The sequence below is a fragment of the Allostigmatella hybrida genome, assembly GCF_020103775.1.
Classification (GTDB): domain Bacteria; phylum Myxococcota; class Myxococcia; order Myxococcales; family Myxococcaceae; genus Hyalangium; species Hyalangium aurantiaca.
Window position 1 is genome coordinate 172,545 of record NZ_JAHXBH010000011.1, and the last position, 24,048, is coordinate 196,592.

Below are 24,048 nucleotides of genomic sequence, written 5' to 3' on the forward strand. Positions count from 1 at the left end.
ACGGGCCTATGCTGTTGCCACCGCCCCCTTGGAGTCCAGAGGAAGTCCTCATGCTTCTCAGAAGAATTGCAACGTCGGGCTCGACCCATGTCCACGTCGCCTGCCGTGTGACCCCGATAGTGATTTCTCGGAAGTTCAGCGACATCCCCTCCAGCACGGTGGTGCCCACGAAGAAGGTGCTGACGGTCGCGAAGAATGAAATCGAAAACTTCAGCTCCCACACGGAAGTGTGCCCGGCGTTCAGCCCTGACATCAGCACGCTCTTCAAGGTGGTGAAAGAGATCCCCGTCACCAGCAGTTCGCGGGTCCCGGCTGTCGTTGAACATGAATCTTCTTTGTCTTCCCACAAGTATGTGTATGCAGCCAAGCTGGGAAGCTTGGAGGACATTGCCGCCAAGACGGGCTTCTCGCGGCAACGGTTGCTGGAGGTGATCAATGATCCCTATTTCTTCATGGACATGTGGTTCCTCAACGTTCCGTTTGGTGGAGCCCATTTCATCAAGCAGCCGACCGTCCAGACTGCTCCCAAAGGCGTCGTCGCCCAGCTCAACCTGATGGGCGCCACGGAATTTCCGTTCGCCGATCCCATCCAGGTCTCGCACGCCAAGACAACGCCTTTCTTCAACCAGACGTTCGGGCTTATCACCGGCGATGGCGCGCACAGCTCCCTCGCGGACACCTTGCAGCACTCCTTCCTCGCGTCGACGCTTTGGGGCCACGCACTGCCCGGCGCGGTGAGCCACAACTTCCTGATTTACGAAGACATCTTGTATGCCATGTGGTTCGGCACGGGCCGGGGGCTGCCGATTCTGGGCGGAGCATTCAACAACGTTGTCGCGTGCAATTCGCTCATCGGCACGTGGGCCCAGATGGCCCGGAACATGAATGAGACGCTGGAGATGAAGATGTACTGGGAGTTTCTCGCCGAACTCCAGAAGTGCACCACCCCCGAGGCCAAGGTTGTCCTGCTCACGCAGGCCGCCAGAAAGCTCGAATCCCAGCGCGCTTGGATTCCGTGGACGGCCAACAAGCTTGGCACCCTCCACACCTCGGCGGGAGCCCCGGTACGGCTCGGCTCCAAGGGCTATGGCGAGGTCCTCCGCTTCATGGCGTACCTGAGGGGCCGCCAGCACTCCGACGTGAAGTATTCGGCGCGCGACCTGTAGGGGACCTGGTCACCCACCGAGGTCCTTCACCATCCGCACCATCTCGAGCCGGGAGCCGGAGGGCAGTTCGTAGGCGGTGCTGGCCAGGGGGGTGAAGCCCCGCCGGAGATAAAAGGGGACCGCATTGAGCGACGCATGGACATACAGCGTCTGCATGCGTTGCTCCCAGGCGGCCGCTTCCATGGCGGCGAGCAACGCCGTCCCCACCCCCTGCCCCATCTGGCCCTGTTCCACGTAAAGCGCGCCGATGAGGCCATCCTCGCCGGAGAAGCAGCCATAGCCCACCAGGTGGCCGCCGCGGTGGGCGGCATACGTTTGGAAGTCCCTCAGCAAGTGGGCCTCGGCATCCTCCCGGGCGGCATCGCACCAAGCGCTGAGCTCGGACGGGCCGTACGCCTCGCCCCCGTGATGACGAATCGCCCGGAGCTGAAGTTCGAGCAGCAGCGTTGGGTCCGGCGTGGCGCACGCCTCGACTTGAAGGGGTGGCAGGGACGTGCCCCCTGGGACCGCACGCCTGCCGGGTGAGCGTCGCATGGGCACATGATAGGAGGCCTCCGTCCTGAACGGCCACGGTGAGCGGCATCCCCCTGCCGGGCGAGTAACATCCGCCACATGGAGCTCTGGTACGCCCCCACGTCTCCCTTCGCGCGGAAGGTGCGCATCGCGGCGCACGAGCTCGGTCTGGCCGGGTGCCTTCGCCTGGTGGAGGTCACCCCCTGGACCGACGCCCGCCTGCGTGCCCTCAACCCGCTCTCCAAGGTGCCGACGCTGGTCCTCGACAGCGGCGAAGTCCTCTACGAGTCCGGCGTGCTCTGCGAGTACCGTACCTCGACTTCCGCTGGCCGGAACACGGGTGGCGCGCCTCCCATCCGCGCCTCGCCGCCTGGTTCCAACAGATCGACGCCCGCCCCTCGATGCGCGAGACCCGCCACCGGCTCCCGGCGGGCGGATGAGCCGCCCCCCGAGGCCTTCGCCTCGATATGCTGCGTGAACACCGTCGAAGGAGACATCCCCGCCGATGCCCCCCCGCTCCGTGCTCTCGCTTGCGCTTCCCATCCTGCTGCTTGGGCTTGGAGGCACAGGATGGGCCGCTGACGTCACGAAGTGGGAGCCCACCACGGCGGCGGCGCTGCCGGTGGCTCGCGAGGATTCCGGGCGGACGGACACGGCAGGCGCCAGCGCCGCGACCAGGCAGCCACGGAGTCCGAGCGAAATCGCCACCGCGCGCCAGGCATCGCGCGTGCGCCTATTGATAGGCGCCTACGCCCCGTTGATGGGGCTGCTCTGGTTCTGGCTGACCTTGCGCGCGCTGGTGGTCGACCGCCGGGGCGCCTGGGTCCGTCTGATAGTGGTGTGCATCCTCGGTTCGCCCTGTGCGACGGCGCTGCTCGCGCTCGCCGCCGCGGGCGCCTTCACCTCCATGCGGGACAAGTTCCACACGGGCATTGCCGCGTTCATCGGATGCCTCGCCGGTGCCGCGCTGGGCTTTCTCGCGGTCGAAGGGGTGGCCAACCCGACCTTCAAGGATCGCCGGGGCCGCCGCCACTCCCGCCTCAGCGTCCGCGAGCCCTCCCTCCCCCTGCGGTGGCACACCCCCGGGCGGATGTTGTGCCGGTGGGGGCTGGCAGGGGTGGCGCTGGGCTGCGTGGTCCTGAGCGTTGCCTTCGGCTTCATGAGGGACCCCATGGCGGCGCTCGACGCGGGTGGCCTCCAGCCCACGCACGTCGCCACGGGCCTTGCCGTCGCGGCCGCGCTCGCCGGCCTCGGCAAGGTTGCCGCCCTCGAGTTCCGCCGGGCACGGTGAAGCGGTGAGCACGGGCGCACGGCCCCTCACCCCGAGACGGCCTTCCTCACCGCCGGACGCTGCGTGTGGCGCTGAACGTACTCCACCAGTTGCGGATGCCCGTCGAGCCGCTTCAGCGTGTGGGCCAGGTGGAGGATGGAGGCCATCACCGCATCGGCGGCGGTGAACGTCCCTCCCACGAGGAACTCCCTGCCGCCGAGGCCGGCCTGGATGACGTCGAGCAGGGCCGTGAGCCGGGCCCCGTGCTTCGCGAGCGCCTCATCCGCCTCGGGCCGCTGCGCGTGCCTGTAGAACACCATCACTTCGGGGTCGAGGCTCACCTCGGCGAAGGCCATCCATTGGTAATAGGGGCCGCGCTCCGCGGAGCCCACCCGCGGCGCCAGGTGCTTCTCCGGGAACCGGTCGGCCAGATGGAGGCAGATGGCCAGCGACTCCCGCAGCGTGACGTCCCCATCCACCAGGGCGGGGACTTCGCCCAGCGGATGCACCGCCAGGTAGGCGGGGGTGGTGTTCTCCTGCCGGGCGAGGTCCAGCTTGATCAGCTCGTAGGGCACCCCGAGTTCCTCCAACAGCCAGCGGGCACGGACCGCCCGGGTCCGAGGGGCAAAGTAGAGCTTCATGTGGGCGCTCCTGAGGGTCGTGGGAGGCGGCAACATGCAGCGGCCAGGGTTCCCAGACAATCCGGCCCCGGGTGGACGCATTGTCAGGCTAGGCTTGACAGTCATGATCTCACCCGCCGACATGGTGCTCTTCGCCGCGATCGTCCGTGAGGAGAGCTTCACCCGGGCCGCGCGCCAGCTCGGCCTCACCAAGCAGACCCTCAGCGAGCGCATCCGCAAGCTGGAGGAGCGGCTCGGGGTCCGGCTGCTGGAACGGACGACGCGGCGCCTGCGGGTCACCGGGGCCGGAGCGACGTACTACGAGCGCTGCTCCGCCATCGCCGCGCAGATCGACGAGGCGAACCGTGAAGTGCAACAGCGGCAGGCGGAGCCCACCGGCCTGCTTCGGGTCTCCTCGCCGATGCTCTACGGGCGGCGCTACCTGACCCCCGTGATTTCGGAGTACCTCGCCCGCTACCCCCACGCGCGGGTGGAACTGGTGCTGGCAGACCGCCGTGTCCACCTCATCGAAGAGGGGCTGGATGTCGCGATTCACATCGGCCCGCTCGACGACTCGTCGCTCGTGGCGAGAAAGCTCGGCGAGGGGCGGGGCCATTTCGTCGCGAGCCCCCGCTTCCTGGCGAAGTACGGCACGCCAAGTGCCCGGGAGCTCCGCTCCGCGCGTTGCATTGGCTTCAGTGCATTCGAGACCTGGGAGGCCGAGGGGGTGAGGTCTCGAATCGATCCGGTCCTGACCGTGAATGACCTCGAGCTCGCGTGCGAGGCGGCGCTCGCCGGGGTGGGCATTGCGCGCGTCCCGGCCATCCTCTGCCAGGACGCCGTCCTCGATGGCCGGTTGAAGGTCCTCTTCGGTCCCAGGCCCGCGATGCGCAGGCCCATCCACGCCGTCTACCCGAGCCGGGTGAGTCTTCCTTCAAAGGTCCGGCTCTTCGTGGATGCCCTGGCAACGCTGACCGAGCCGAGGGGGCCTCTGCCCAGCGGCTCGCGGCGAAAGCGCTCGTGATGGAGCGGCTCTCCGATTACCGGGGGATGGAGATGTCCAGCACCCTCCCCTGACGGCGGATCTTCAGACGGAGCAGGGTCCCTGTGTTCCCGGCGACGCGTTCGTCCCACTCCACGGGGGAGCCCCCCTTCGTCGGGGTGCCGTCGATCTCGAGGATCTCGTCGCCTTGGCGCAGTGCAGCGGCCCAAACGGGGGCGCCGTTTTCGAACGCGACGACCGGGAGGCCCGCCTCGTTGGACCAGGAGGCGATGAAGTCATCCGCCAGCACGTCACTGGTGGGCTCCGGAACGGGCTCAAGCAGGAGGGTGCCGAGCTCCACGTCTCCCTGGACATCGATGTTGAAGAAGTGTCCCAGGAAGCCGGTCTCGGTCATCGCCACGCGCACGTTTCCTCCCAGCACCCCGCAGAGGGCAGCATCGCCCTGCTCGTCCGCCTCGGCGTATTTCCACTCGAGGCGCTCTCCGTCCCGAAGGACGGGGGCCGCCAGGTGCGCGCGGGCCAGGGGCTGCCGGGTGCCGGCGTGGAGGAGCTTCGCGCGCACGCAGTTCCGGCGTGTGATGGGAACGGTGAGCTTTTGCTTCGAGCCGGGGGTGACCTCCACCTCGGCCTCACCTCCCCCCTCCGCGACGTGGAACGTGAGGCGGTAGCGCCCAGCGGGCAGCCGGGAAAAGAAGCTGGGGATTCCCCGGTTGAGCACGCGCGTCCCACGGGGAGCGAGCGGCTCCAGGAGCCAGACGGACTGAGGGGAGGAACGGTAGGGAATGCCCTCCACGCGCGCCTCGATTTCCGCGGAGGGAAACACCCAGCGCGCGGGGCCGGGGGGCGTAACCCGGAAGGTGCCTGCCTGGGGCCAATCGGAGAGGGAGAGCGTGCAGGGTCTGAGAGGGACCTGCCCGAACACCGCCACCCCATTCGTGTTCGTCGTGGCCCTCCGCTCTTCTCCACCCTCTCCCTCACAAGTGGCCAGGACAAACCTCTGATTGAGGGGCTGGCCCGCATCGTCCACGACGGTGACGGTCAGGGTGGAGGACTCGAGGGAGAAGTCCACGCGCCCGGTCTTGCCTTCCTCCAAGTGGACGGTGCGAGACCTCACCGGCCCCTTGCCCTGCTGAAGCTCCACCGTCACCTCTCCGCCCGTGAGCCCCTCGAAGAGGGCCGTGCCACGCTCATCCAGGGACAGGGTCTGCTCCGGTCCGTCCTGGGAAACGTGGAGGGTGGTGTCGCCCCACTGCTCCTGCGAGCCACGGACCTTGACGAGCAACGCCGCAGCGGGAAGGAGCACCAGCCCCGTGTTGTCCACATTCACGGTCGACAGGGCGATGCGACGCTCGACCGGACCGTATCCCGGGGCCGTCGCAAACAGGACGTAGTCGTCACAGTCGATGCGCTCCAGGGTGAAGCTCCCCTCGGGGGTGAGTGGGAGCTCGACGCCTGGTGCTTCCGGCTCGTCCTCCATGTCCGTGTCGTCCGCAGGAGGCGCTGGCAGGCCGAAGGTGCGTTCGAGGGCCTCGTGCTCCGGACCTGAGATCCAGAGCCTGGCCCCCCGGGGAACCCTGCCCTGGGGGTCCACGAGTCTCCCGCGAATCTCGCAGGCCTGGGAGATGTACAGCGACTCCTCCTTCGAGGTGGCATGCACGTGCACGGAGCGCTTCATGCGGTCCCAGCCGGGATGATCAAGGGAGACCGCATAGGTATCGCGCCGCAGCTCCTCGAAGAGGGCAATGCCCTGGCCATTGGTGAAGGCCTCCTTCCGGAAGCCCTCACGCTCGAGGATGACCCGGATTCCACTGAGCAGCGGAGACTCCTGCCAGGTCTTCCGGGGGAGAGGCTCCAGCTTCACCCTCAGGGTGGCGCGCGCGGGCCGGGGCAGGGCCACCTCGACCTCCTCCAGCGCAGGCTCGTCCGGGAAGGGCGCTGGGCCGGAGGTGTCCGCACCGAGGGGAGCAGGTTCGGTGCTGGGGGCGAGGTGGGAGGAGGACGCACTCGGGGGAGAGGGGAACGGCCCTGAAGAGGCGGGAGGGGGCATCTTCAGGGCTTCTCCCCAGGCCCAGACGCCCATCGCGGCCAGGAGGAGCCCCAGGACTGGGAGGAGTTTCCGTCGCATCGGGCTCATCAACGCAGGAAGGGCCGGTTCGGTTTATTGCGCCCGCCCGGGTTGCACCACTCACCATTGTGGCCGTTACCGTTGCGGCAACGGCTGCAGCAGCACGTGTCAGTGGCAGCCTGGAGCGACGAGGAGATGCGCCGGAGGCTGGTGGAGAAGACCTACGAGCGCGAGGCCATTGAGCGCGTCGGGGACTGGCTCACTTGGACGCGGCGAGGGACTTGTTCAGGAAGACCGCGCTCTCGTCGCCCTCCTCGCGCAATTGCTTCTCGAAGGAAGACTCCACCAGGCCGCCGATCCCGAAGATCTTGGCCTCGACGAGGTAACTGATAACGCGCCGGACACGGTCCGGTCCAATGGGCTCGACGCTCAGCATGGATTCTTGCCTGAGTTTGTCTGCCAGGGTGCTGGGAATCTGCTTCGCCGTCCAGCGCTTCGTGTCCTTGTCGAATCGGCCTTCTTCGATGTACCGGTAGCCGGAGCCAAAGATCTTCATGACCGGACCAGGCAGGTTCATCCGGGGGCACGCGGAGACTTTCCGGGCGATCTCCGTGCTCGTCTCGTTCTGCTCGACGGTCTGATATTCGGGATAGCCCAGGGCCTCGCGATAAAGCCGTTCGTTGAGCTCCTTGTCGAAGAAGAGCTTCCAGAAAGCGTCCTCGTTGCAGTGGATCTCATGCATCACGGTGAATTTGCCCATGATTCAATCCCTCTTGAGTTGTCTTCGATGATGGGTGAGGAGGGGCTGCTATGGCATGCGCCCATCCAGGGCGCCAGCGCAATGGGAACGAGCTGTCCGAAAGGACACCGCCGTCATCGCCGGCACTCGGGAGAGAAGCGACACCGGGCCTGAGCGGCCCGCTCGATGCCTTCCATGAGGCGATGCGCCTCTCGCGGGTGCTGACACGGAAAGGCGCCGTCGAGGGCCCATCCCCCTTTCGGGGGAGTTCCTCTCAGTCCACGAGCAGCCGCTTCACGGGGGCAGGGTCCACGTTGATCATCAAAGGCCGCTTGAAGGAACTGAACGCGGCGAGGGCCTGCCCGGGGGCGAGCCGGGGGACGCGGTTCCAGAGGCTCTCGTCGATGCCGCCCATGGACTTCTGCATCCGGGAGATGACGGTGCTGTCGCTCATCTTGTGGATGATGAAGTTGTTGAGCAGGCCGAGCACCTCGTTGGGCAAATGCTGAGGCAACTGGGTGACGAAGACGAGCCCCAACCAGCGCTTGCGGCCGCGCTTGGCGATGCGGGCCACCTGCTCGAAGAGCACCGGCATCTGTGCAATGCGGCTCGCCGAGAGGAACTCGTGGGCCTCCTCGATGATGATGAGGGCTGGATCGACGGGGCGGTTCTGCTCCTGGGCCCGCTGGTAGCGCTCCTCCTGCCGCTCCTGGAGTCCCCGGAGGATCTCCGCGATGACGAGGTTGTTGATCTGGGGCGAGTCCGTGTCCGACAGATCGATCACCGACACCCGCCCCGGGGTCAGCATGGAGTCATAATCCACCCCCAGAGCGCTCCCCACGTCGAAGATCTTGAGGCGCCGCAGGCGCAGGAGCCTGCCAAACAAGGCCTTCCAGCTCACCTCGTTCCGGCTGCTCTGCTCATGCACCCGGGCGAGGACCCGGTATGCATGCTCCTTGAACGCACTGTAGAGCTGAGGCCCCTGGGAAGGCGCCACCTCAGGGACCGGCTCCTCGATGCCTTCAACGGGCAGTTGGGCTTGCCGGGAGCTTCCCTTCGTTTTGGCCTTGCTCTCCGCCCTGCCCTCGCTGCTGAGGACATAGATGTATGTGCTCACGACATCCAGGAGGTGCTGGAGGGTCATGCAGGGATAGCCCGTGGAGAGTTCATCGAGTTCCAGCAACTGCCGCTGCTCGTCGGGAGTCTTCGGGAAGATCTTGAAGTCCTCCAACAACAGCTTGGTGACCTCGTAGGCCTTGTGGAAGCGCTCCTGCTGCGCGTCCGTCATCTCGAGAATCTCCGCGATGGCGTGCGGGGAGAGGTTCGAGAAGTTCAACGCGAAGGCATGTCTGTGCCGGTGACGGAGGTTGCGGGTGTCACGGCCCGTCAGGTGATGGATGTGGAGATCCTTCACCCCTTCGGGGAGCTGCTTCCTGCGCGCGAGGGCCGCGAGCATCGTCGGATCGTCGGTGGCCTGATCCACATGGGTGTATTCCCCCTCCACATCGAAGACGATGGTGGCGACCCCCGAGGACTGGGTCCGGTGGATGAGCGTCGCGACGGTGGTGGACTTGCCCGCGCCGGTGGTCCCGATGATGCCCGTGTGGCGGGGCAGCACGGACTTGTCCAGGGCATCGATCCGCGCCTCCATCTGCGCGTAGCCCACGACCATTCCGAAACACAGCTCTCCCTTCATCCCCAGGACGTGCTCGCTCTCCTCGTCATCCAGCAGGAAGACCGGGCTCTTGGGGCGGGGGCGGTGGCCGGGCGGAATCAGCTTGCCGTCGCTCTCCTCCCCGAGGATTTCGAGCTCGGCCCGGCCGTGGTAGTCGAAGGTATAGGAGAGCTTCTTGCCCTGGACGACCACCCCCACCGCGATGCTGGAGTTGGCGGCCACGGCATCCGGCTCGGAGAAGGGGCCGCGGACGATCACGCCCAGATAGGAGCGCTTGTCCTCCAGGGACTTCACCCGCACGAGCGTCTGTGAGGGCAACTTGTGCAGATCCTCCCGGGTCATCAACACGGTGAGGAGGTTGTCCTCGCTCGATGCGTTGTCGAAATGGGTGAACCCCACCGCCTTCTCGAGTTCGGGGTCCAGTTCCTTCGCGGCCACATCCGCCTGGGCGCGCAGTTCGGTGAAGGTATCGAGGTCCTCCTTGGAAAACTGCCGGCGGACCTCGTTGGGGTTGCTGTTCGGCTCCGGCGGCTGCCGGGCCACCGCAGGCGGTGCCGGACGGGGAGGAGGAACGGGCTGCCGGGCAGGGGGCGGAGGGGCCTGGCGTATGCCAGCGGCCAGCGGGGAGGCCGGGCTGGGGGGCCGGCCGTCTCTCATGGTTCCCGCAGCAGCCACTGGACGCGGCGCCCTTTCAGGCAGGACGCCCCCCTCGGCGGAGTGAGGCACCTGCCGGGGATCTCCTCCCACGGCCCGCGAGGACTTGCTGCCCTGAGCTACCCCCGGGTACTTCGGAAGATTGTCATTCGCCATGTTCTACCGCTCCCGCTGACGGCCGTAGCGCTCGTTGAGGTACTGGTACTTGCCCCCCGCGCGCGTGTAGGCGTCCTGGACAAGCCCCTGGAAGGAGTCCGTGCCGAACACGCCCCGGCACGAGGAATCCGCGACATCGAGCAGCATGGGAAAGCCCCGCCTGGGATGGATGAGGCTGTCGGCCATGACGATGTGTGCCGCGACGTGCACATGCTCGCGGTGCGCGAAGAAGAGACAGGGGGGCGCGTTCGCGGAGGACCGGAAGAGGCCAATGAGGATGTCACGGCAATACCCCCTCACGAAGTCGAGGACCTCGCTCCGGAGCTCTTCGCTGGGATAGCTCCACCGCTCGGCGAAGTAGGCGCTGTCGGACTCCAGCGTCCGGATGATGGCGTATTCCCCCGCCTGGAGCGCGTGTCCGAGCGTCAGGTAGCCTCGCTCCTCCATGGCATGAGGCACGAAGACGAACTTCTTGTGCTCACCGATGAGCCTGCGCAGCAGCTTGAGCGAGGCCTTCAGCAAGCGGGGATAGCCAGACCCCGAGAGCAGTTCCCGGGAGCAGGGGTTTCCCTGGCCGACGCGCCACTCCGCCTGGGCCTTGTCCAGGAGGATGGCCCGCTCGGCGTAGTCCCGCAGTCCCCGGCGCGCCAGCATGGACAGGTTGTCGCGGCGCCCCATGCCGGAGCGCTCGTGACGCTCACTCATGCACTCCATGGCCGCCTGGACCGGATCCGCGTCCCTGGTGGACAGCTCCTTGCGGAAGAGACGTTGGGAGAACGTGCCAGACGTCCCGCCATAGCCCACGACGGCGGCCCCCAGTTGGGTGATTCCCAGGGGCAAGCTGTCATGGGAGGCCACGCTGCTGGTCACGGCCTCGACCCGGCCCGGGAACAACAACGCCTCGAAGACCGTCCGCAGCCGCTCCTCGCTGGCCGGGTAGACCCCCGCCACGTCGAGCTTCGTGTGCTCCTTGAGCTTGCGGAGAATCCCCGTGCGGACCGTCGCCTGGATGGTCTCTTCAGCGGTCGCCGAACCCGAGACCTGGGCGTGGATGTCGGAAATCAGCTTTTCAATGTCGAGCCCGATCGACCACGTGTCGAGATCGAGCGTGGACTCCAGGTTCTCATTGAAGCCATCCCAGTAGTCATCGTCTCCGATGAAGCGCCCCTGCCCCGCTGTGCCACCACGCGCCATGATCAGTCACGCTCCTCTTCATGCGGTACAGACGTCAGGAAGGGACGCCGGGAAGGTTGCTCTCCCAGCAGCCACCACGCGTAGGTCCGCGCCTCCTTCACCGGCAGCCCGAAGCGGGAGATGAGGCGGGCCTCCAGCGCTGCCCGCCCCCCGTGACTGAGCAGTGGAAGCAGTTCCTGCCGGGGCGCCAACAACTCGAAGGCAAGCCGGTCCGCGCGCTGCTCCGACTCCATCACCTGCCCCGTGCGGGGCTTTCCCTCGCCGTTGCGGTCCATGAAGTTGGTCTGGACGCGGTAGGGAACGCGTTCGAACACGCAGAACAACTGTTCAGCGACGGAGGGCGTCTGGGTACCGTCCAGCACCGGGAGGATGTCCTGCCCCCGCCCATCCAGCGCCCGCTGCCGGGGTTGATGATGGTCGAGGACGAAGTGGGCCACCTCGTGCGCCAACGTGAAACGCTGCTCGTCAGCCGGATCCGTGCTGTTCAGGAAGAGCACGGCCACCCCGGATTGGGCCACCGTGAACCCATGCTTGAGGCCATTCGTTCCCGCGAGTCCACCGTGCGCGCGTTTGTGAGACACCAGCCACTCCAGCCCCTTCTGGGGGGTGAGCTCGGGCAGGGGCACCACGGTGATTGGCAACGCCAAGGGAATGTCCTCCGCCAGGTCCCTGGGAAAGGCAGCGGAGGCGGGCAGGCCGCAATCCTTCACGGCTTTTTGCAGCCAGCCCTCACTCATGTGCCCGTCCCGTCATCCTGGGAGTGGTCGCGCGCCGCCAGCAGATAGGAGTCATCGCGCACGGCGGTACGTCCATTCTCGACCGGGGGGAGCCTGTCCAACACCTCAACCCGCCTGAGCACCGCCGCGAGCTTGCGAGGATCCACGGCGAAACGCTCACCGATCATCCGCAGATGTTCGGCGAAGCGCTCCTGCTCGGGACGGCGGCACAGGGAGAGTTCATCGAGCACCGTCAGGGAGCAGCCCAGCATCGCGGCAAGCTCCTCGGCGGATTTGCCCTCGTGCTTGCGGTATTGCGCGAAGACGTAGGCAAGCGACGCGGGGTCCTCCGCGCTGCGTTCAGCCGCGGCCTTGAGCCAATCAGGCGCCGTCATCTGAGTCCTCCTTTCCGAAGAAACGTTCCAACTGCTTCATGAGGCGGTCCCGGTGCCGCTTCACCTCTGTCTGGCGGTCTTCCTTGGACATCGGGGGCAACCGCAAGGCCTTCGCCAGCTCCTCGGTCGAACTCTCCCCCGTCAGGATCAGCCGGAGCAGGGCTTGGTCCCGCTCGCTCAGAACCTTCCCCTTCTCCAGCGACTCCACGATTTGACGCACCCGCGCAGAGGTTTCCATCCTCTCCATTGGATCGTTCGGAGTCCTCAGCAGGAGTTCGACATCACCCTGTTTTTTTTCTCGCCGGGCCCCCGCCGCGACAGAGCGCCACCGGTCCGCCGCCTTATATTTGGCCACCCCCATGATGTAGGTGAAAGGGTGAACCTTCCGGGGATCGTAGCGCTCCGGCTGTTTGCGGTAAGCCAGGACCGCCTCGAGGGCAGCATCGCGGGCGACATCGACATCGTAGCCAAGCTCCTCCAGCTTCTTCGCGAGCCGATTCATGTACATCTGGAAAACGTCGTAATAGGCCAGCGGATCGCGCTCCAGCAGCCGCTGGTGCAAGACCATTTCTGCTTCCGGTGATGGATTGCGCATCCCCTCCTCCTCGCCAGGACGTGGCCGCTCATGCATCCGATGCATCTCACCCGGTTCTTCGATGCAGCGCCGTGGAGTTCGACAAGCGCATGGCGTGTGACATGACGTTCAAGGTTGGCTCATCTCGCCCTCCGATTCCTCTCCCCCTTTGGGGGTATTGACAACCGCACGCCATCCCATCCAGCCGGATAAAAGCGAGGGCCGCGGCGAACTCGGGCTTCTGGCCACGAACCTTTTCCTGAAGGCACGGCATGACGCCGGGCCATCCCGAGGGGTTCATGACGACATTGAGTTGCCACATCGCCACCACCCAGCAGCAGCTCGACGATGCGCTGCGCGTGCGCTGGGAGGTCTTCGGCAAGGAGCTGGAACTGATCGAGCGCACGGCCCACGCCGTGCCCCGGGAGAACAACGGCTTCGACACCCTGGCGACCACCGCCCACGTCATCGTCTATGCGGATGGCGTGCCCGTGGCCACCACCCGCCTGTTGCTGCCCAACCCCGAGGTGGCCCGCGCCACGGGAAGCCGGCTGGGCATCGATCTGGAGACCAAGGTGGACCTGTCCGAGCTGGGGGGCCCGGACCTGGTGTTCGCCGAGACCACCCGCTTCTGCATCCTCAAGGACTGGCGCCACTCCGCGGTCCTCCTGTGGCTGTACGCCGGGCTCCATCAGGAGAGCCGCCGCCGGGGGGTGACGCACTGGATCGCCTCCGCGAACACGGAGACGGACTCGGCCGAGGACGCGGGCATCCTCTTCCAGGTGGCCGCCTACCAGGGGCTGCTCAGCACCCGGTGGCGCGCGCGGACGCTCACCTGCCCCAGGTCCCCGGAGGCGCCGGCCGCGCCCCTCTACACCCCCGCGCAGCGGGAGCGCGCCCGGCAGGGGCGGTTCGAAGGCTTGTGCCTTCCCCCGGTGTTGTCGCTCTTCTCCGGCAAGCTGGGCGCGCGGTTCATCGCCGAGCCCCTCTACGACGCGCGCTTCCGCCGCTTCTCCCTGCCACTCGTCTCGGCGCTCCAGGATGTTCCCGCCAGCACGCTGGCGTTCTTCGACAAGTTGACCGCCCGGGCCTCGCGCGGCTGAGCCGCGCCGCTCGCGCCCGAATTCCTCCATCTCACCCACTTCACATCCACACCTACGGTCCCCATCCCGGGGCCCGAACAGGAGACGTCCATGCACTCGCACACCGAATCCCCCCACACGATGAACTGGATCACCGCCCTGGAGCACGAGGCGCGCACGCTGCTCGAGGAGCTGGACGCGCACCCCGAGGCGCGGCGGCTTTTCGACGGCAGCATCGACAAGGACCGCTACGTCCACTACCTCATCCAGACGTACCACTACGCGCGCTGGACCACGCCGCTGCTGGCCGAGGCGGGCCGGCGCATGAAGCGCCTGGGCCTGCACCCCCAGTTGGGGGATCTGCTCCTGCAGAAGGCCGCCGAGGAGCGCGGGCATGAGCGCTGGCTGCTGGCGGACCTGAAGAACCTGGGCTGGCCGGCCGAGCGCGTCGAGCGGCAGACGCCCACCCCCGCGGTCACCGCCTATGTCGCCTGGAACCGCTTCACCTCGCGCTGCGGCCGGCCCGAGGCGTTCCTCGGCACGGCCTATGTGCTGGAGTACCTGTCCGTGCACCGCGCCAGCCAGTCCGTGAAGCGGATGCTCGCGGCCAACACCATTCCCAACATCCGCAAGGCCGTCACCTTCCTGAAGGCGCACGGCACCGCGGATGAGGGGCACGTGGAGGAGCTGACGTCGCTGCTGAGTCCCCTGACGGACCGGGAGGAGCAGGCCGCGCTGCTGCTGTCCGCACGCACCACCCGTGTTCTCTATCTGGGCCTCTTCGCGGAGGGGGACCTCATGAGCGCGGCGCATTCCTCCTGAGGAGCTTCGCTGTCCCCACCGTGCCCGAGGGCGCCGGGGCGGGTCCTTCCACGCGAAGGGGCCGCTCCGGCGCCGAAGAGGCTCAAGAGCTATTGGCCAGAACGATGAGTTCGGCCCGGGTCGATACCTTCAATCTCCTGAAGGACGCGTGGACGTGGTCCTTCGCCGTGTCATTGGTGATCCGGAGCTTGTCGGCGATCTGTTTGTCGGCGAAGCCCTGAACCACCAGGGCCACCGCTTCGAACTGTCTGGCCGTCAGTATCTGCCGCCACTTTTCGGGCACCAGATGGACCTCTTTCAACCGCAACTCCCATAGGTCACGGCCGTCGATGCGCGGCAGCCGGGTGAAGCACACCTCCAGGGAACTCATCTCCCCCTTTTCCCGCCACGCGTGCGGGGTGGAATGGAGGAGGGCGTTCGCCGCCATGAACGTGGCCAGCCGATCGCTCCAGGCCCAAGGGATTCCCTGTGCATCCCGGTCAGAGCGAGAGGGGAACCATTTCTCCAGCAATGACGTGACGGCCCCCACCCGGAAGATTTCCTCCCGCCGGGCATCCCACACGATGGCATTGGCCCCCTGCTGGCGAAGCATCTCCTCCAGCAGTTGGCTGTGAGAGAACAGCGCACCGAATCGCGCGATGTTCTGGAACGCCCCCGACAAGGCAGGGGTGAGACTTTGCAACAAGCGCCGGTTCTCCGCGGAGAAAGGTCTGACTCGCTCGCTGTACAGCGCGAGCGCACCGCCGCTCATCTGGCCCCCGGGAGCCAGCAAGACCGCGAGGACATGCCTCAAGTTCAGGTGCGACTCCCGGCTACGCCGGTGCGTCTCTGTCTCCACGAGCTTCTGGCCCCGAAGCATCTCCGTATCGCTCCAAGCGGTGTTGGGGCGCTGCGAGAGCCAGCGAAAGACGAAGTCCTCCTGGTACCACTGGTAATAACTCTGAAGGAAATGTCCCGTCGTGCTCGCTTTCCAATCGAACCCCGTGGGTAATTCCGGATTCATCCGGCAGAACGCCACATGGTCTGCTTGAAAGAGCTTCGACAGAAGCGACTCCGTGCGCTCCTGTAACTGCGCGAGGCTCTGGGATTCGATCAGCCCGCACGTCAAATCGAGGAACGTCCGCTGCGGCAACTGGCTCTTGGCCACGGCTCCTCCATCCTCCGAGGCAGGAACCCCTGCGTCCCGCCTGGCCTCCAGAGAATACCTTGCACTGCTTTATGGGCGGAAGGCCCCACGGCTTGCCCGTGGACTGATTCGGCGCTCCTGGGATGGGCCAGGAGCGCCAGGACAGGGGTTCAGCTTCGCGGCGTGAGGGTTTCCGGATCCGGCAGTCCGAGCCGGATCTGCGCCTCTTGCATCATCTGATGCCGCTTCGCCTCGTCCATCTCCGTGCTCACGCTCTCGCCCTTCCCGCCCACGTCCTCCGCGAGGCCGCTGCCCCTCCAGCTCTCCGCGGGGCCTCCCTTCACGTCCAGGTTCTCCGGCAGCGACATCCGCCGGATCCGGGGCGCGCTCGCCGCGTAGATGTCGATCAGGGTGATGCCCAGCACCGCCACCGTCGAGGCGAACCGCCAGGCGGCAGCCGACGGGCTGGGGCGGTTCAGCGTGGTCCCCAGGAGCGACAGGTCGAGGGCATCCCCCGCCACGCGCGCCCAGAGCCAGGGACGGCGCTCGGGCTGCGACAGGAGGCCAATGCCCGTGAGGAGCTCCCGCGCCCCCAGGGCGCGCACCACCCCGGCGTGGCCTCTGAGCTTCAGGAGCTTGCAGATCCCTTCCGCGAAGGTGAGCTCAGTCAGCCCCAGCCCCACGCTCAACCACCCCAAGCCTCTCGGCAAACGATGCGCATCCATGCGGTATGCCTCCCTGGATTGGAAGGTGGGAGCGGCTCCAGGGAGCGCCAACCCGGAAGCCCAGGGCCGCCCCCCTGCTCTACCGACAGGTGGCCTGGGACAGGCGCCCTCCGGGCGCTTACGCTCCCCTCCATGCGCATTGCCTTCACCAGCCGGACCCCTGACTACCGCTCCTTCGCGGAGCAACTCGCGGCCCGGCTGCCTGCTCACTCGGTGCTCTTCCTGGCAAACCAGCCATATTCCGAGGCGGGTCCCTTCGATGCCTTCGTGACGATGGGGGGGCGCCTCTCCCGGGAGGTCCTGCTGCACTCGTCCGTGGGCTTCGTCCAGACGGTGGGCACCGGCTTCGACAACGTGGACATCCCGGCCGCCACGGAGCTGGGCGTGTGGGTCGCTCACATGCGCGCCTCCGCCACGGGCAACGCCGAGTCGGTCGCCGAGCACGCGATTCTCCTCCTCCTCGCGCTCTCCCGGCAGCTCCGGACCGCCGAGCTTGGGTTGCGCGCAGGGCAATGGGCCCGGCCCCAGGGCTCGGCCCTGCTCGGCAAGGTGGCCTGCATCGTCGGGCTGGGCGATATCGGGACCGCCCTGGCCGTGCGTCTCCAGGCGTTCGGGATGCACGTCCTCGGGGTCCGTCAGGATGCCTCCAAGGGCGGCCCCGCGGGGGTTCGCGTCTTCGGCGCCGATGCGCTCCCTCAGGCCCTGGGGCAGGCGGACTGTGTCCTCCTCGCGGTCCGTGCCAGCGCTCAGACGGAGAACCTCCTGGACGAGGCCGCGCTGGCGGCCATGAAGCCCGGGGCCCTCCTCGTCAACATCGCGCGGGGCAATCTGGTGAAGCCAGAGGCGTTGCTCGCGGCGCTGCGCTCGGGCCACCTCGCGGGGGCCGGGCTGGATGTCTTCTGGGAAGAGCCGGTGGACCCCACCCATCCGCTCCTGCAACTTCCGCAGGTCATCGCCACCCCGCACATCGCCGGCGTCACCGACGTCAACATGTCGCGGAGCCTGGAGCGGATTGCCCTCAACCTGGAAGCGTATGCCCGGGGCACGAAGCCGGAGTTCCTGCTCAATGCCCCCCCACAGCCGCGAAAGCCCCTCACCTGACCCCGTCCCCAGGTAGACCCCGCGGCCCGCCGCTCCGGGTGGGCTGCTAGACCTCCTCGAATCGCGCGCCCGTGACGCCCATGTCCTCGATGGCGTTCTTGAGCTCCTCGGAAACCAGCAAGGCCACCTCCCACCCTTCGGGGCGAAACACCCCGGCGTTCCCAACCCTCCGCTTGTCGATGCGCAGGCGGTCCACGCCCATGTATTGCCCGACCTTGTCGGGAACTCCGTGTTCTGGCTTCCAGAATCGCACCTTGGAGGCTTCCTCATCGATGCAGCGGATGAGGCGCGTTGCCACGAGCACGAGGTACTGATCCCGTTGGCCCTCGATATCCGCGGGGATGAGTTGGACGTCGCCGGGAGCACGATCCGCCAGCATGGAAGCCACCTTGACGTGGACGACGGGGACGCTCAGGAGCGCCCAAGAGAAGTCCAGCGGCCTGCCTGCAATCTTGATGGGAATGCTCAACCGTCCGTCGACGTGGACGGGCGTTCCCCTGATGAAGTCCCAGTCGTGCACTTTGCGGCCACGGCTGTCGATGGGCGTAGCCAAGTACCAGCGGTGGGGAACATCGAGATCGTCGGCGAGCTGGAAGAAGCGCGGGGACATGGGGAATTTCTAGCGTCATTTCTCCAGTGTGACGAGCCGGTTCAACTCCGTTCCACTTGTGGAGATCTGCTTGGCGAGGTCATCCAGCGCGGGCAGCAACCGCGCCCGGCATTCCGCGATGGTACGACAGCCTCCCAGCGCGCTCTGCAAACTCTCCAGGACGAGCTGATGGTATCGCCGCGGGTGAGGCCCCTTGTGCCCCCGGATTGGCACGACGTTGTGGCGGTCCTTCAGCCTCATTCCCGCCCTGGCGAAAAGCTCCTCGAACAGGGGAGTCCATGGGCCACCTCGCAAGGAGGATTTCATGTTCGCAATGGTTGCGATGTGGTGCTTCTCCGTGCGGTCAGCACGCGCGCCGCGCACCGCCATCGCCACCGCGCCCGGTGCCAGAGCCACGCTGAATCCCTCGGCCGTCACAGCCACGGACTCCACCGCGCCCACTTCTGACAACAAGATCCCTTCTCTGCCCGCTGCCTGCATCGACACTTGCGCCGAACCGGGGAGCCTCGCCACTTGCTCCGCGAACCCCTTCGCCGTGTGCGTCAGAAGCGCCATGGCGATCAGGGCGAACGCTTGCGCCGCCTCATGCGAGAACAGCTTGCCGAACTTCTCGCCCGCCTCACGGATCTCCTCGAAGGTGGTTGCGGCTTTCACCTCTTCCATCAACTGGAACCACCCCTTCACGAGGTTGTAGAGCGTGCTGGCGCCCACCCAGAGCACGAGCGCCGCAGTGGCCCACGCGGCTACAAACTTCGTGATGGGCTCGGGCAACGCGAGCAGGACAAGGAGCGTCACCACAGCCCCAAGCGCGGCTTGGAGGACGGCCCGCATGTGCACCCTCTCGCCCAGCGCCTTCTCGAACTCCTCCAGCACCGGACTCTTGCTCAGGGCCATGGCGAGCATGTACCGGCCTTGCTTGTCCAGGTACTTGCCGCCCACGAGCGCGCCCCCCAGGCAATCGCCCTCCACCCCCTGGGCACTCCGGCACCACGCCTTGTACCGGCTGACGAGGTTCTGCTCTTCCTTCGTCAACGCCCCTTCCAGGGGCATCCCTGACGGTCCCAGCGGGAGAATCTTTCGCTCTCCGAGGAGGTAGAGGTAGTCCCCATGGAGCGCGTCGAGTTGAAACAGACGCTCCACGGTCTGCCGGGGTGAGCCTGTCAGACGCACCTCGCGCGCCAGTTTCCGGATCGCCTCCGTCACTTGCTCCGGCGCTACCCCCACCGGCTCTACCGTGGCGGCGCGGGGGATGTAGATCAGGGTTTCTCCGTCTGCTCCAGTATCCACCCGGCTCATCGGCCGAGCAGTGCTGCACCCCAGCAGCATGGCAAGGACCAGTGCCTCGGCCTTCCAGAGGATCCGCCAGACCGCGGGCAGGCGAAGCCCGCCGATTCTGGCCCCTGCGCCCGCACGCACAACGAGCATCGTCTCAGTGTCCCCCTGAACGGAATGACTTCGCCTAGCCTAGACTGCCGGCTTCGGCCCCGCATGAGCAAACCGTGAGGAAGAGATGAGACAGCCTGGAGGCTTCCCCGCCCCCCGGATGCGACGTTACCGGTCGTTCCGGCCACTCCTGGCCGGCCGCACGGAGATGCCATGTCCTTGAAGCTCCAGAAGGCCGCCCTCGCCACGCTCGCGGTGTTCGGGGTGATGGTCCTGGGCCCCGGCTGTGCCCTCGGCCCCCCTTCCCAGCGCCCTCCCGGAGACACCAGCTCCGAAGAAGGCTACACGGAGGCCATCTCCGTCTCCGGCCGGACAGAGCCCTCGGGGCCCCGGCCCCTGCCCCGCCCTCCCCCCAAGAAGGAGACGTCCTCGGAGTTCTCCCGCGTGGCCGTCGTGAACGGCAAGCCGTTCGCGGACATGTACTTCAAGCACTACGGCGTCAACCCCACCATCGACACCGAGGAGGAGAACGTCTCCACCTTCTCCGTGGATGTGGACACCGCCTCCTATTCCCTCGCGCGCGCCTACCTCTCGCGCAACGTGCTGCCCGCCGAGGAGGCCATCCGCGTGGAGGAGTTCATCAACGCCTTCCGCTATGGCTACCGCGACCCGGGCGAGGAGCCCTTCGGCGTGCAGGTGGAGGCCTTCCCCTCCCCCAACCGCCGCGGCTACCACCTGCTGCACGTGGGCCTCCAGGGCCAGAAGGTCAGCGCCGCCCAGCGGCTGCCCGCCCACCTCGTCTTCACCCTCGACGTGTCGGGCTCCATGGACATGGAGAACCGTCTGGGGCTGGTGAAGCGCTCCCTGGCGATGCTGGTGGATCAGCTCGATGCGCGCGACACCCTGGCCATCGTCGTGTACGGCTCGACGGCCCGCACGGTGCTCGAACCCACCCGCGTCCAGGACCGCGAGCGCATCCTGGAGGCCATCAACGCCCTGCACCCCGAGGGCTCCACCAACGTGCAGGCCGGTCTGGAGGTGGCCTACGCCATCGCCGCCAGCCAGGTGCGCGAGGGCGCCACCACCCGCATCATCCTCTGCTCGGATGGCGTGGCCAACAACGGCATCACCCAGGCGGACGCCATCTTCCAGTCCGTGAAGGCGTACGCGCGCAAGGGCGTGCGGCTCACCACCGTGGGCTTCGGCATGGGCAACTACAATGACGAGCTGATGGAGCGGCTGGCCCAGGTGGGCGATGGGCAATATGCCTACGTGGACGCGCTGCCCGAGGCGCGGCGCCTCTTCGTCGAGCAGTTCACCGGCACGCTCCAGCTCATCGCCCGGGACGTGAAGGTGCAGGTGGAGTTCGACCCCGCCCGCGTGGTGCGCTACCGGCTCATTGGCTTCGAGAACCGTCTCCTCCAGAAAGAGGACTTCGCCAATGACCGGGTGGATGCGGGCGACATCGGCGCGGGCCACACCATCACCGCCCTCTACGAGGTGAAGTTCCACGAGGGCCAGGCTCGCGGCGCCTCCCCCTTCGCCACGCTGCGCATCCGCTACAAGGACCCCGCCACCCGCCTGGAGGAGGGCCAGTCCCGCGAAATCACCGAGCCGCTGTCCCCCTCGCTCGTCCGCCACAGCCTGGAGGCCGCCTCGGGCCCCGCCCAGCTCTCGGCGGTGGTGGCCCTGTTCGCCGAGAAGCTGCGCGGCTCGTACTGGGTGCGCAACCTCTCCTACCACCACCTGATGCGCCTGTGGCAGCAGCTCCCGGAGCCCGTGCGCACCCGCGACGAGGTGAGCGAGCTGCGCCAGCTCATCCAGCAGGCCCGGGCCCTGGATGGGCGCGGGGACAAGTTCGAGAAGGAAGCCCCCGTGGCCACCATGGATTTCGATCACATCCCCGTGGTGCGCTGATCCATGTGGCGCAAGCTCCTTCCCACGCTCGTGGCCCTGGGCATCGGGCTCGCGGTGCTCACCGCGGGCCTGCTGTTCCTGCAGGGCATCTTCCTGCGCGAGCGCGAGGGCGGTAGGCGAGCGCTGGAGGATCAGCGGCGGGCGCTGGAGCAGTATGCCCGGCAGGCGTTGACGGACTCGCTGCGGCGGGCGCTGGAGGAGGCCACGCCGCGCATCGAGCAGGCCGCGGCGGATCCGCTCCTGATGGACACCGAGGTGTTGCTGTTCCGCGCGGGCCAGCAGCGCCTGCCCCGCACCGCCGCGCCCCGGGGGGATGACGCCACCCCGGCCCGCACGCTCCATGCCGCCCTGGAGGCCCAGGGGCCCGGGGCGCTGGCCGCCCGCGAGGCGCCAGACAGTGCGTGGGCGGAGCGGCTGCGGCTCATGGATCGCTTTCTTACGGCCCAGCGGGCGGGCCGGCGCCCGGACATCGAGCACGCCTTTCGGGAGTGGCTCACCCACCGCACGAGCTTCGTGCTGCCCGTGGTGAAGGAGACCACCGGCGCCCTGTGGTTGCTGGAGCGGTTCCAGGCCGAGGGCCAGCCCGACCCCGCGTTGATGCAGGCCTTGCTGCGCGAGGGGCTCCAGGGGCGGAGCGGCTCCCGGCTCGAAGGCCTCCAGCGCCTCCTCCTGGAGCGGCAAGCGTCCTTCGGGCACTCCGACTTCGCCTTCCTGCGTGAGCGCGTGGCCCGGCTGGCCGAGCGGACCCATGTCGCCTTCGCCGACTTCACCGCCCGCGTGGACGCAGGCCCCGGGACGCAGGTGGCCCTGGCCTTGCCGCTGGAGGCGCCTCAGCTCCAGGCGGAGGGCTGGTATGTCGAGCCCTCGGGTCCGGAAGGGGCTCGCGGCGTGCGGATCCGTCTGGGTGGGCTCGTCGAGACGGTCCAGCAGGAGATGCGCGAGCGGGGGCTCCTGGACGAGGACGACGCCCTGACGGTGTCCCAGACGGACATGCCCCTGCCGGTGTCCCGGCTGTCTGTTTCCCTGGCGGCGCCCCGCATGGCCGTGGCCGCCTCGGCGCTGGAGTCCGGGTACCGTCTCAAGGCCGTGCTGCTCGCGTGGAGTGGCGCGCTGGCGCTGGCCCTCACCGGGCTCGCGGTGCTGGCGCATGAGCGCAAGCGCCGGTTCCTCGCGCTGCGCTCGGAGTTCATCTCCACCGTGTCTCACGAGCTGCGCACGCCGCTGTCCGCCATCCGGGTCATGGCCGAGACGCTGGAACGCCGCGTCGGCGGCACCCCCGGCGCGGGCAACTACCCCTCGCGCATCATCTCCGAGGCGGATGCGCTCGGCCGGCTCGTGGAGAACATCCTCACCTACAACCGGCTGGAGAAGGGGCGGTGGGATGCCCGGCGCGAGCGGGTGCCCCTGGAGGAGCTGGTGCAACGCACCGTGGAGGACACGGCCCGCTTGCACTCCGCCTCCGTGGACTTGCAGACCACGGGACTGTCTGGGATTGCGCTCCCGGGAGACCCCGAGCTGTTGCGCATGCTCTTCTCCAACCTGGTTTCCAATGCCTGCCGTTACACCGCCCGCTCGCCGGTGGTGCTGCGCGTGGAGGCCCGCCAGGAGGGTGCCACCGTGGTGCGCGTGGGAGACAATGGCGTGGGCATTCCGCCCGAGAGCTGGGAGGCCGTCTTCGAGGACTTCCGCCGACTCCGGCAGGAAGGGCTTCCCGCGCGCGGGGGCAGTGGCCTGGGACTGGCCATCTGCCGGAGAATCCTGTCGCTTCATGGCGGCACCGTCCGCATCGCCACCTCGGGCCCCGAGGGCACCACGTTCGAGCTCACCTTCCCCTCCGCATGAACTCCCCCGCCCCCCGCGTCCTCGTGGTCGAAGATGATCCGAACCTCCGGCTCACCCTGGTGGACAACCTCGAAGAGGAGGGCTACGCGGTGACGGCCGCGAGCACCCTGGCCGAGGCCCGCGCCCAGGTGAAGAGCGCAGGCTTCGACGTGGTAGTACTCGACCTCATGCTCCCGGATGGCGATGGGTACACCCTGTGCCGGGAGCTGCGGCAGGCGAACACCTCCAGCCGAGTGCTCATGCTCACCGCGCGCTCCCTGGAAGAGGACGTGGTGAAGGGTTTCGAGGTGGGGGCGGATGACTATGTGCCCAAGCCGTACCGCTTGCGTGAATTGCTCGCGCGGATCCGCGCCCTGGCGCGCCGGGGGGCCGGGGCGCCCCCGGTTCCCCAGGCGATTGCCTTTGACCGCTTCCGGGTGGACTTGGCCTCCCGGCGTGTTCTGAACGCGGACGGCCAGGCGCTGGAGCTGACCCGCACCGAGTTCGACTTGCTTGTCTATCTTTTGCGTCACGCGGGCACGGCGCTCACGCGGGATCAAATCCTCTCCTCCGTCTGGGGAACGGAGGTCACCGTGGACGGGCATACCGTGGACAACTTCATCTCCAACCTTCGCAAGAAGCTCGAGTGGACGCGCCACTCCCGGTTCGAGCTCCGCTCCGTCCGGGGCGTGGGCTACCGCATGGACTTGCTCGGGTAGGC

Annotated in this window: 23 protein-coding genes; 10 read left to right on the plus strand and 13 right to left on the minus strand. The window is 67.4% G+C overall.

What is annotated here, in order from left to right:
- Window positions 1-50: 50 nt before the first annotated feature.
- On the plus strand, window positions 51-1,166 hold the full coding sequence (locus KY661_RS19510) for a hypothetical protein (RefSeq protein WP_225411635.1): 1,116 nt from the start codon (window positions 51-53) through the stop codon (window positions 1,164-1,166).
- Between the two features lie 9 nt (window positions 1,167-1,175).
- Here KY661_RS19510 and KY661_RS19515 read toward each other — a convergent pair whose 3' ends face one another.
- A complete protein-coding gene (locus tag KY661_RS19515; RefSeq protein WP_225411636.1) occupies window positions 1,176-1,700 on the minus strand; it encodes a GNAT family N-acetyltransferase in 525 nt (174 codons plus the stop codon).
- Window positions 1,701-1,778: 78 nt separating this feature from the next.
- Here KY661_RS19515 and KY661_RS37740 point away from each other — a divergent pair, with 78 nt between their 5' ends.
- Both KY661_RS37740 and KY661_RS19525 read left to right on the plus strand, forming a co-directional pair.
- Window positions 1,779-2,261, plus strand: coding sequence for a glutathione S-transferase N-terminal domain-containing protein (locus KY661_RS37740; protein WP_225411637.1), 483 nt, complete (start codon window positions 1,779-1,781; stop codon window positions 2,259-2,261).
- A 145-nt stretch (window positions 2,262-2,406) separates the two neighbouring features.
- Window positions 2,407-2,970 carry a hypothetical protein gene (locus KY661_RS19525; protein WP_225411638.1) on the plus strand — a complete coding sequence of 188 codons (564 nt, stop codon included), beginning with the start codon at window positions 2,407-2,409 and terminating at the stop codon, window positions 2,968-2,970.
- 26 nt (window positions 2,971-2,996) lie between these two features.
- Here the strand turns inward: KY661_RS19525 and KY661_RS19530 are convergent, their stop codons facing one another.
- Entirely contained in the window at window positions 2,997-3,590 is a 594-nt protein-coding gene (locus KY661_RS19530) for a glutathione S-transferase family protein (RefSeq protein WP_225411639.1), read from the minus strand.
- Window positions 3,591-3,693: 103 nt separating this feature from the next.
- Here KY661_RS19530 and KY661_RS19535 point away from each other — a divergent pair, with 103 nt between their 5' ends.
- Window positions 3,694-4,593 carry a LysR family transcriptional regulator gene (locus tag KY661_RS19535; RefSeq protein WP_225411640.1) on the plus strand — a complete coding sequence of 300 codons (900 nt, stop codon included), beginning with the start codon at window positions 3,694-3,696 and terminating at the stop codon, window positions 4,591-4,593.
- A gap of 16 nt (window positions 4,594-4,609) precedes the next feature.
- Here the strand turns inward: KY661_RS19535 and KY661_RS19540 are convergent, their stop codons facing one another.
- From KY661_RS19540 to KY661_RS19570, 7 genes are all read right to left on the minus strand, one after another.
- Window positions 4,610-6,697, minus strand: coding sequence for a hypothetical protein (locus KY661_RS19540; protein ID WP_225411641.1), 2,088 nt, complete (start codon window positions 6,695-6,697; stop codon window positions 4,610-4,612).
- 199 nt (window positions 6,698-6,896) lie between these two features.
- Window positions 6,897-7,397, minus strand: coding sequence for a DUF2505 family protein (locus KY661_RS19545; protein ID WP_225411642.1), 501 nt, complete (start codon window positions 7,395-7,397; stop codon window positions 6,897-6,899).
- A 253-nt stretch (window positions 7,398-7,650) separates the two neighbouring features.
- Window positions 7,651-9,861: an ATP-binding protein gene (locus KY661_RS19550; protein ID WP_398577211.1), complete on the minus strand. Its 2,211-nt coding sequence runs from the start codon at window positions 9,859-9,861 to the stop codon at window positions 7,651-7,653.
- A 3-nt stretch (window positions 9,862-9,864) separates the two neighbouring features.
- Complete coding sequence (locus tag KY661_RS19555) at window positions 9,865-11,055, minus strand: hypothetical protein (RefSeq protein ID WP_225411644.1); 1,191 nt, start codon at window positions 11,053-11,055, stop codon at window positions 9,865-9,867.
- Between the two features lie 2 nt (window positions 11,056-11,057).
- A complete protein-coding gene (locus KY661_RS19560) occupies window positions 11,058-11,792 on the minus strand; it encodes an ImmA/IrrE family metallo-endopeptidase (protein WP_225411645.1) in 735 nt (244 codons plus the stop codon).
- Window positions 11,789-12,166 (minus strand): hypothetical protein, encoded by a 378-nt coding sequence (locus KY661_RS19565; RefSeq protein WP_225411646.1) that lies wholly within the window; start codon window positions 12,164-12,166, stop codon window positions 11,789-11,791. The genes KY661_RS19560 and KY661_RS19565 overlap by 4 nt, the downstream gene beginning before the upstream one ends.
- The gene (locus KY661_RS19570; RefSeq protein ID WP_225411647.1) at window positions 12,153-12,761 is read right to left on the minus strand and encodes an RNA polymerase sigma factor; all 609 of its coding nucleotides are present in this window, start codon (window positions 12,759-12,761) and stop codon (window positions 12,153-12,155) included. Before KY661_RS19570 ends, KY661_RS19565 begins: the two co-directional genes overlap by 14 nt.
- 278 nt (window positions 12,762-13,039) lie before the next feature.
- Between KY661_RS19570 and KY661_RS19575 the strand changes: the two genes are divergently transcribed.
- Both KY661_RS19575 and KY661_RS19580 read left to right on the plus strand, forming a co-directional pair.
- Window positions 13,040-13,843, plus strand: a complete 804-nt coding sequence (locus KY661_RS19575; protein ID WP_225411648.1) for a GNAT family N-acetyltransferase — start codon at window positions 13,040-13,042, stop codon at window positions 13,841-13,843.
- Between the two features lie 90 nt (window positions 13,844-13,933).
- Window positions 13,934-14,644, plus strand: a complete 711-nt coding sequence (locus KY661_RS19580) for an iron-containing redox enzyme family protein (RefSeq protein WP_225411649.1) — start codon at window positions 13,934-13,936, stop codon at window positions 14,642-14,644.
- Window positions 14,645-14,726: 82 nt separating this feature from the next.
- On the opposite strand, the gene KY661_RS37590 is transcribed toward KY661_RS19580, so the two are convergent.
- Together KY661_RS37590 and KY661_RS19590 are read right to left on the minus strand one after the other, a co-directional pair.
- The gene (locus KY661_RS37590) at window positions 14,727-15,791 is read right to left on the minus strand and encodes a LuxR C-terminal-related transcriptional regulator (RefSeq protein WP_225411650.1); all 1,065 of its coding nucleotides are present in this window, start codon (window positions 15,789-15,791) and stop codon (window positions 14,727-14,729) included.
- 149 nt (window positions 15,792-15,940) lie between these two features.
- Entirely contained in the window at window positions 15,941-16,495 is a 555-nt protein-coding gene (locus KY661_RS19590) for a hypothetical protein (protein WP_225411651.1), read from the minus strand.
- A gap of 132 nt (window positions 16,496-16,627) precedes the next feature.
- On the opposite strand from KY661_RS19590, the gene KY661_RS19595 reads away from it, so the two are divergent.
- Window positions 16,628-17,596 carry an NAD(P)-dependent oxidoreductase gene (locus KY661_RS19595; protein ID WP_225411652.1) on the plus strand — a complete coding sequence of 323 codons (969 nt, stop codon included), beginning with the start codon at window positions 16,628-16,630 and terminating at the stop codon, window positions 17,594-17,596.
- Window positions 17,597-17,642: 46 nt separating this feature from the next.
- On the opposite strand, the gene KY661_RS19600 is transcribed toward KY661_RS19595, so the two are convergent.
- The gene (locus KY661_RS19600; RefSeq protein WP_225411653.1) at window positions 17,643-18,206 is read right to left on the minus strand and encodes an imm11 family protein; all 564 of its coding nucleotides are present in this window, start codon (window positions 18,204-18,206) and stop codon (window positions 17,643-17,645) included.
- A 15-nt stretch (window positions 18,207-18,221) separates the two neighbouring features.
- Window positions 18,222-19,631: an AHH domain-containing protein gene (locus KY661_RS19605; RefSeq protein ID WP_225411654.1), complete on the minus strand. Its 1,410-nt coding sequence runs from the start codon at window positions 19,629-19,631 to the stop codon at window positions 18,222-18,224.
- Window positions 19,632-19,802: 171 nt separating this feature from the next.
- Here KY661_RS19605 and KY661_RS19610 point away from each other — a divergent pair, with 171 nt between their 5' ends.
- Genes KY661_RS19610 through KY661_RS19625 form a run of 3 tightly spaced genes read left to right on the plus strand, consistent with a single transcriptional unit; the run spans window position 19,803 to window position 24,046 of the window.
- Window positions 19,803-21,506 carry a vWA domain-containing protein gene (locus KY661_RS19610; RefSeq protein ID WP_225411655.1) on the plus strand — a complete coding sequence of 568 codons (1,704 nt, stop codon included), beginning with the start codon at window positions 19,803-19,805 and terminating at the stop codon, window positions 21,504-21,506.
- A gap of 3 nt (window positions 21,507-21,509) precedes the next feature.
- Window positions 21,510-23,348, plus strand: coding sequence for a sensor histidine kinase (locus KY661_RS37305; protein WP_263437170.1), 1,839 nt, complete (start codon window positions 21,510-21,512; stop codon window positions 23,346-23,348).
- Complete coding sequence (locus KY661_RS19625; protein WP_225411656.1) at window positions 23,345-24,046, plus strand: response regulator transcription factor; 702 nt, start codon at window positions 23,345-23,347, stop codon at window positions 24,044-24,046. The genes KY661_RS37305 and KY661_RS19625 overlap by 4 nt, the downstream gene beginning before the upstream one ends.
- The last annotated feature ends 2 nt before the right edge of the window (window positions 24,047-24,048 follow it).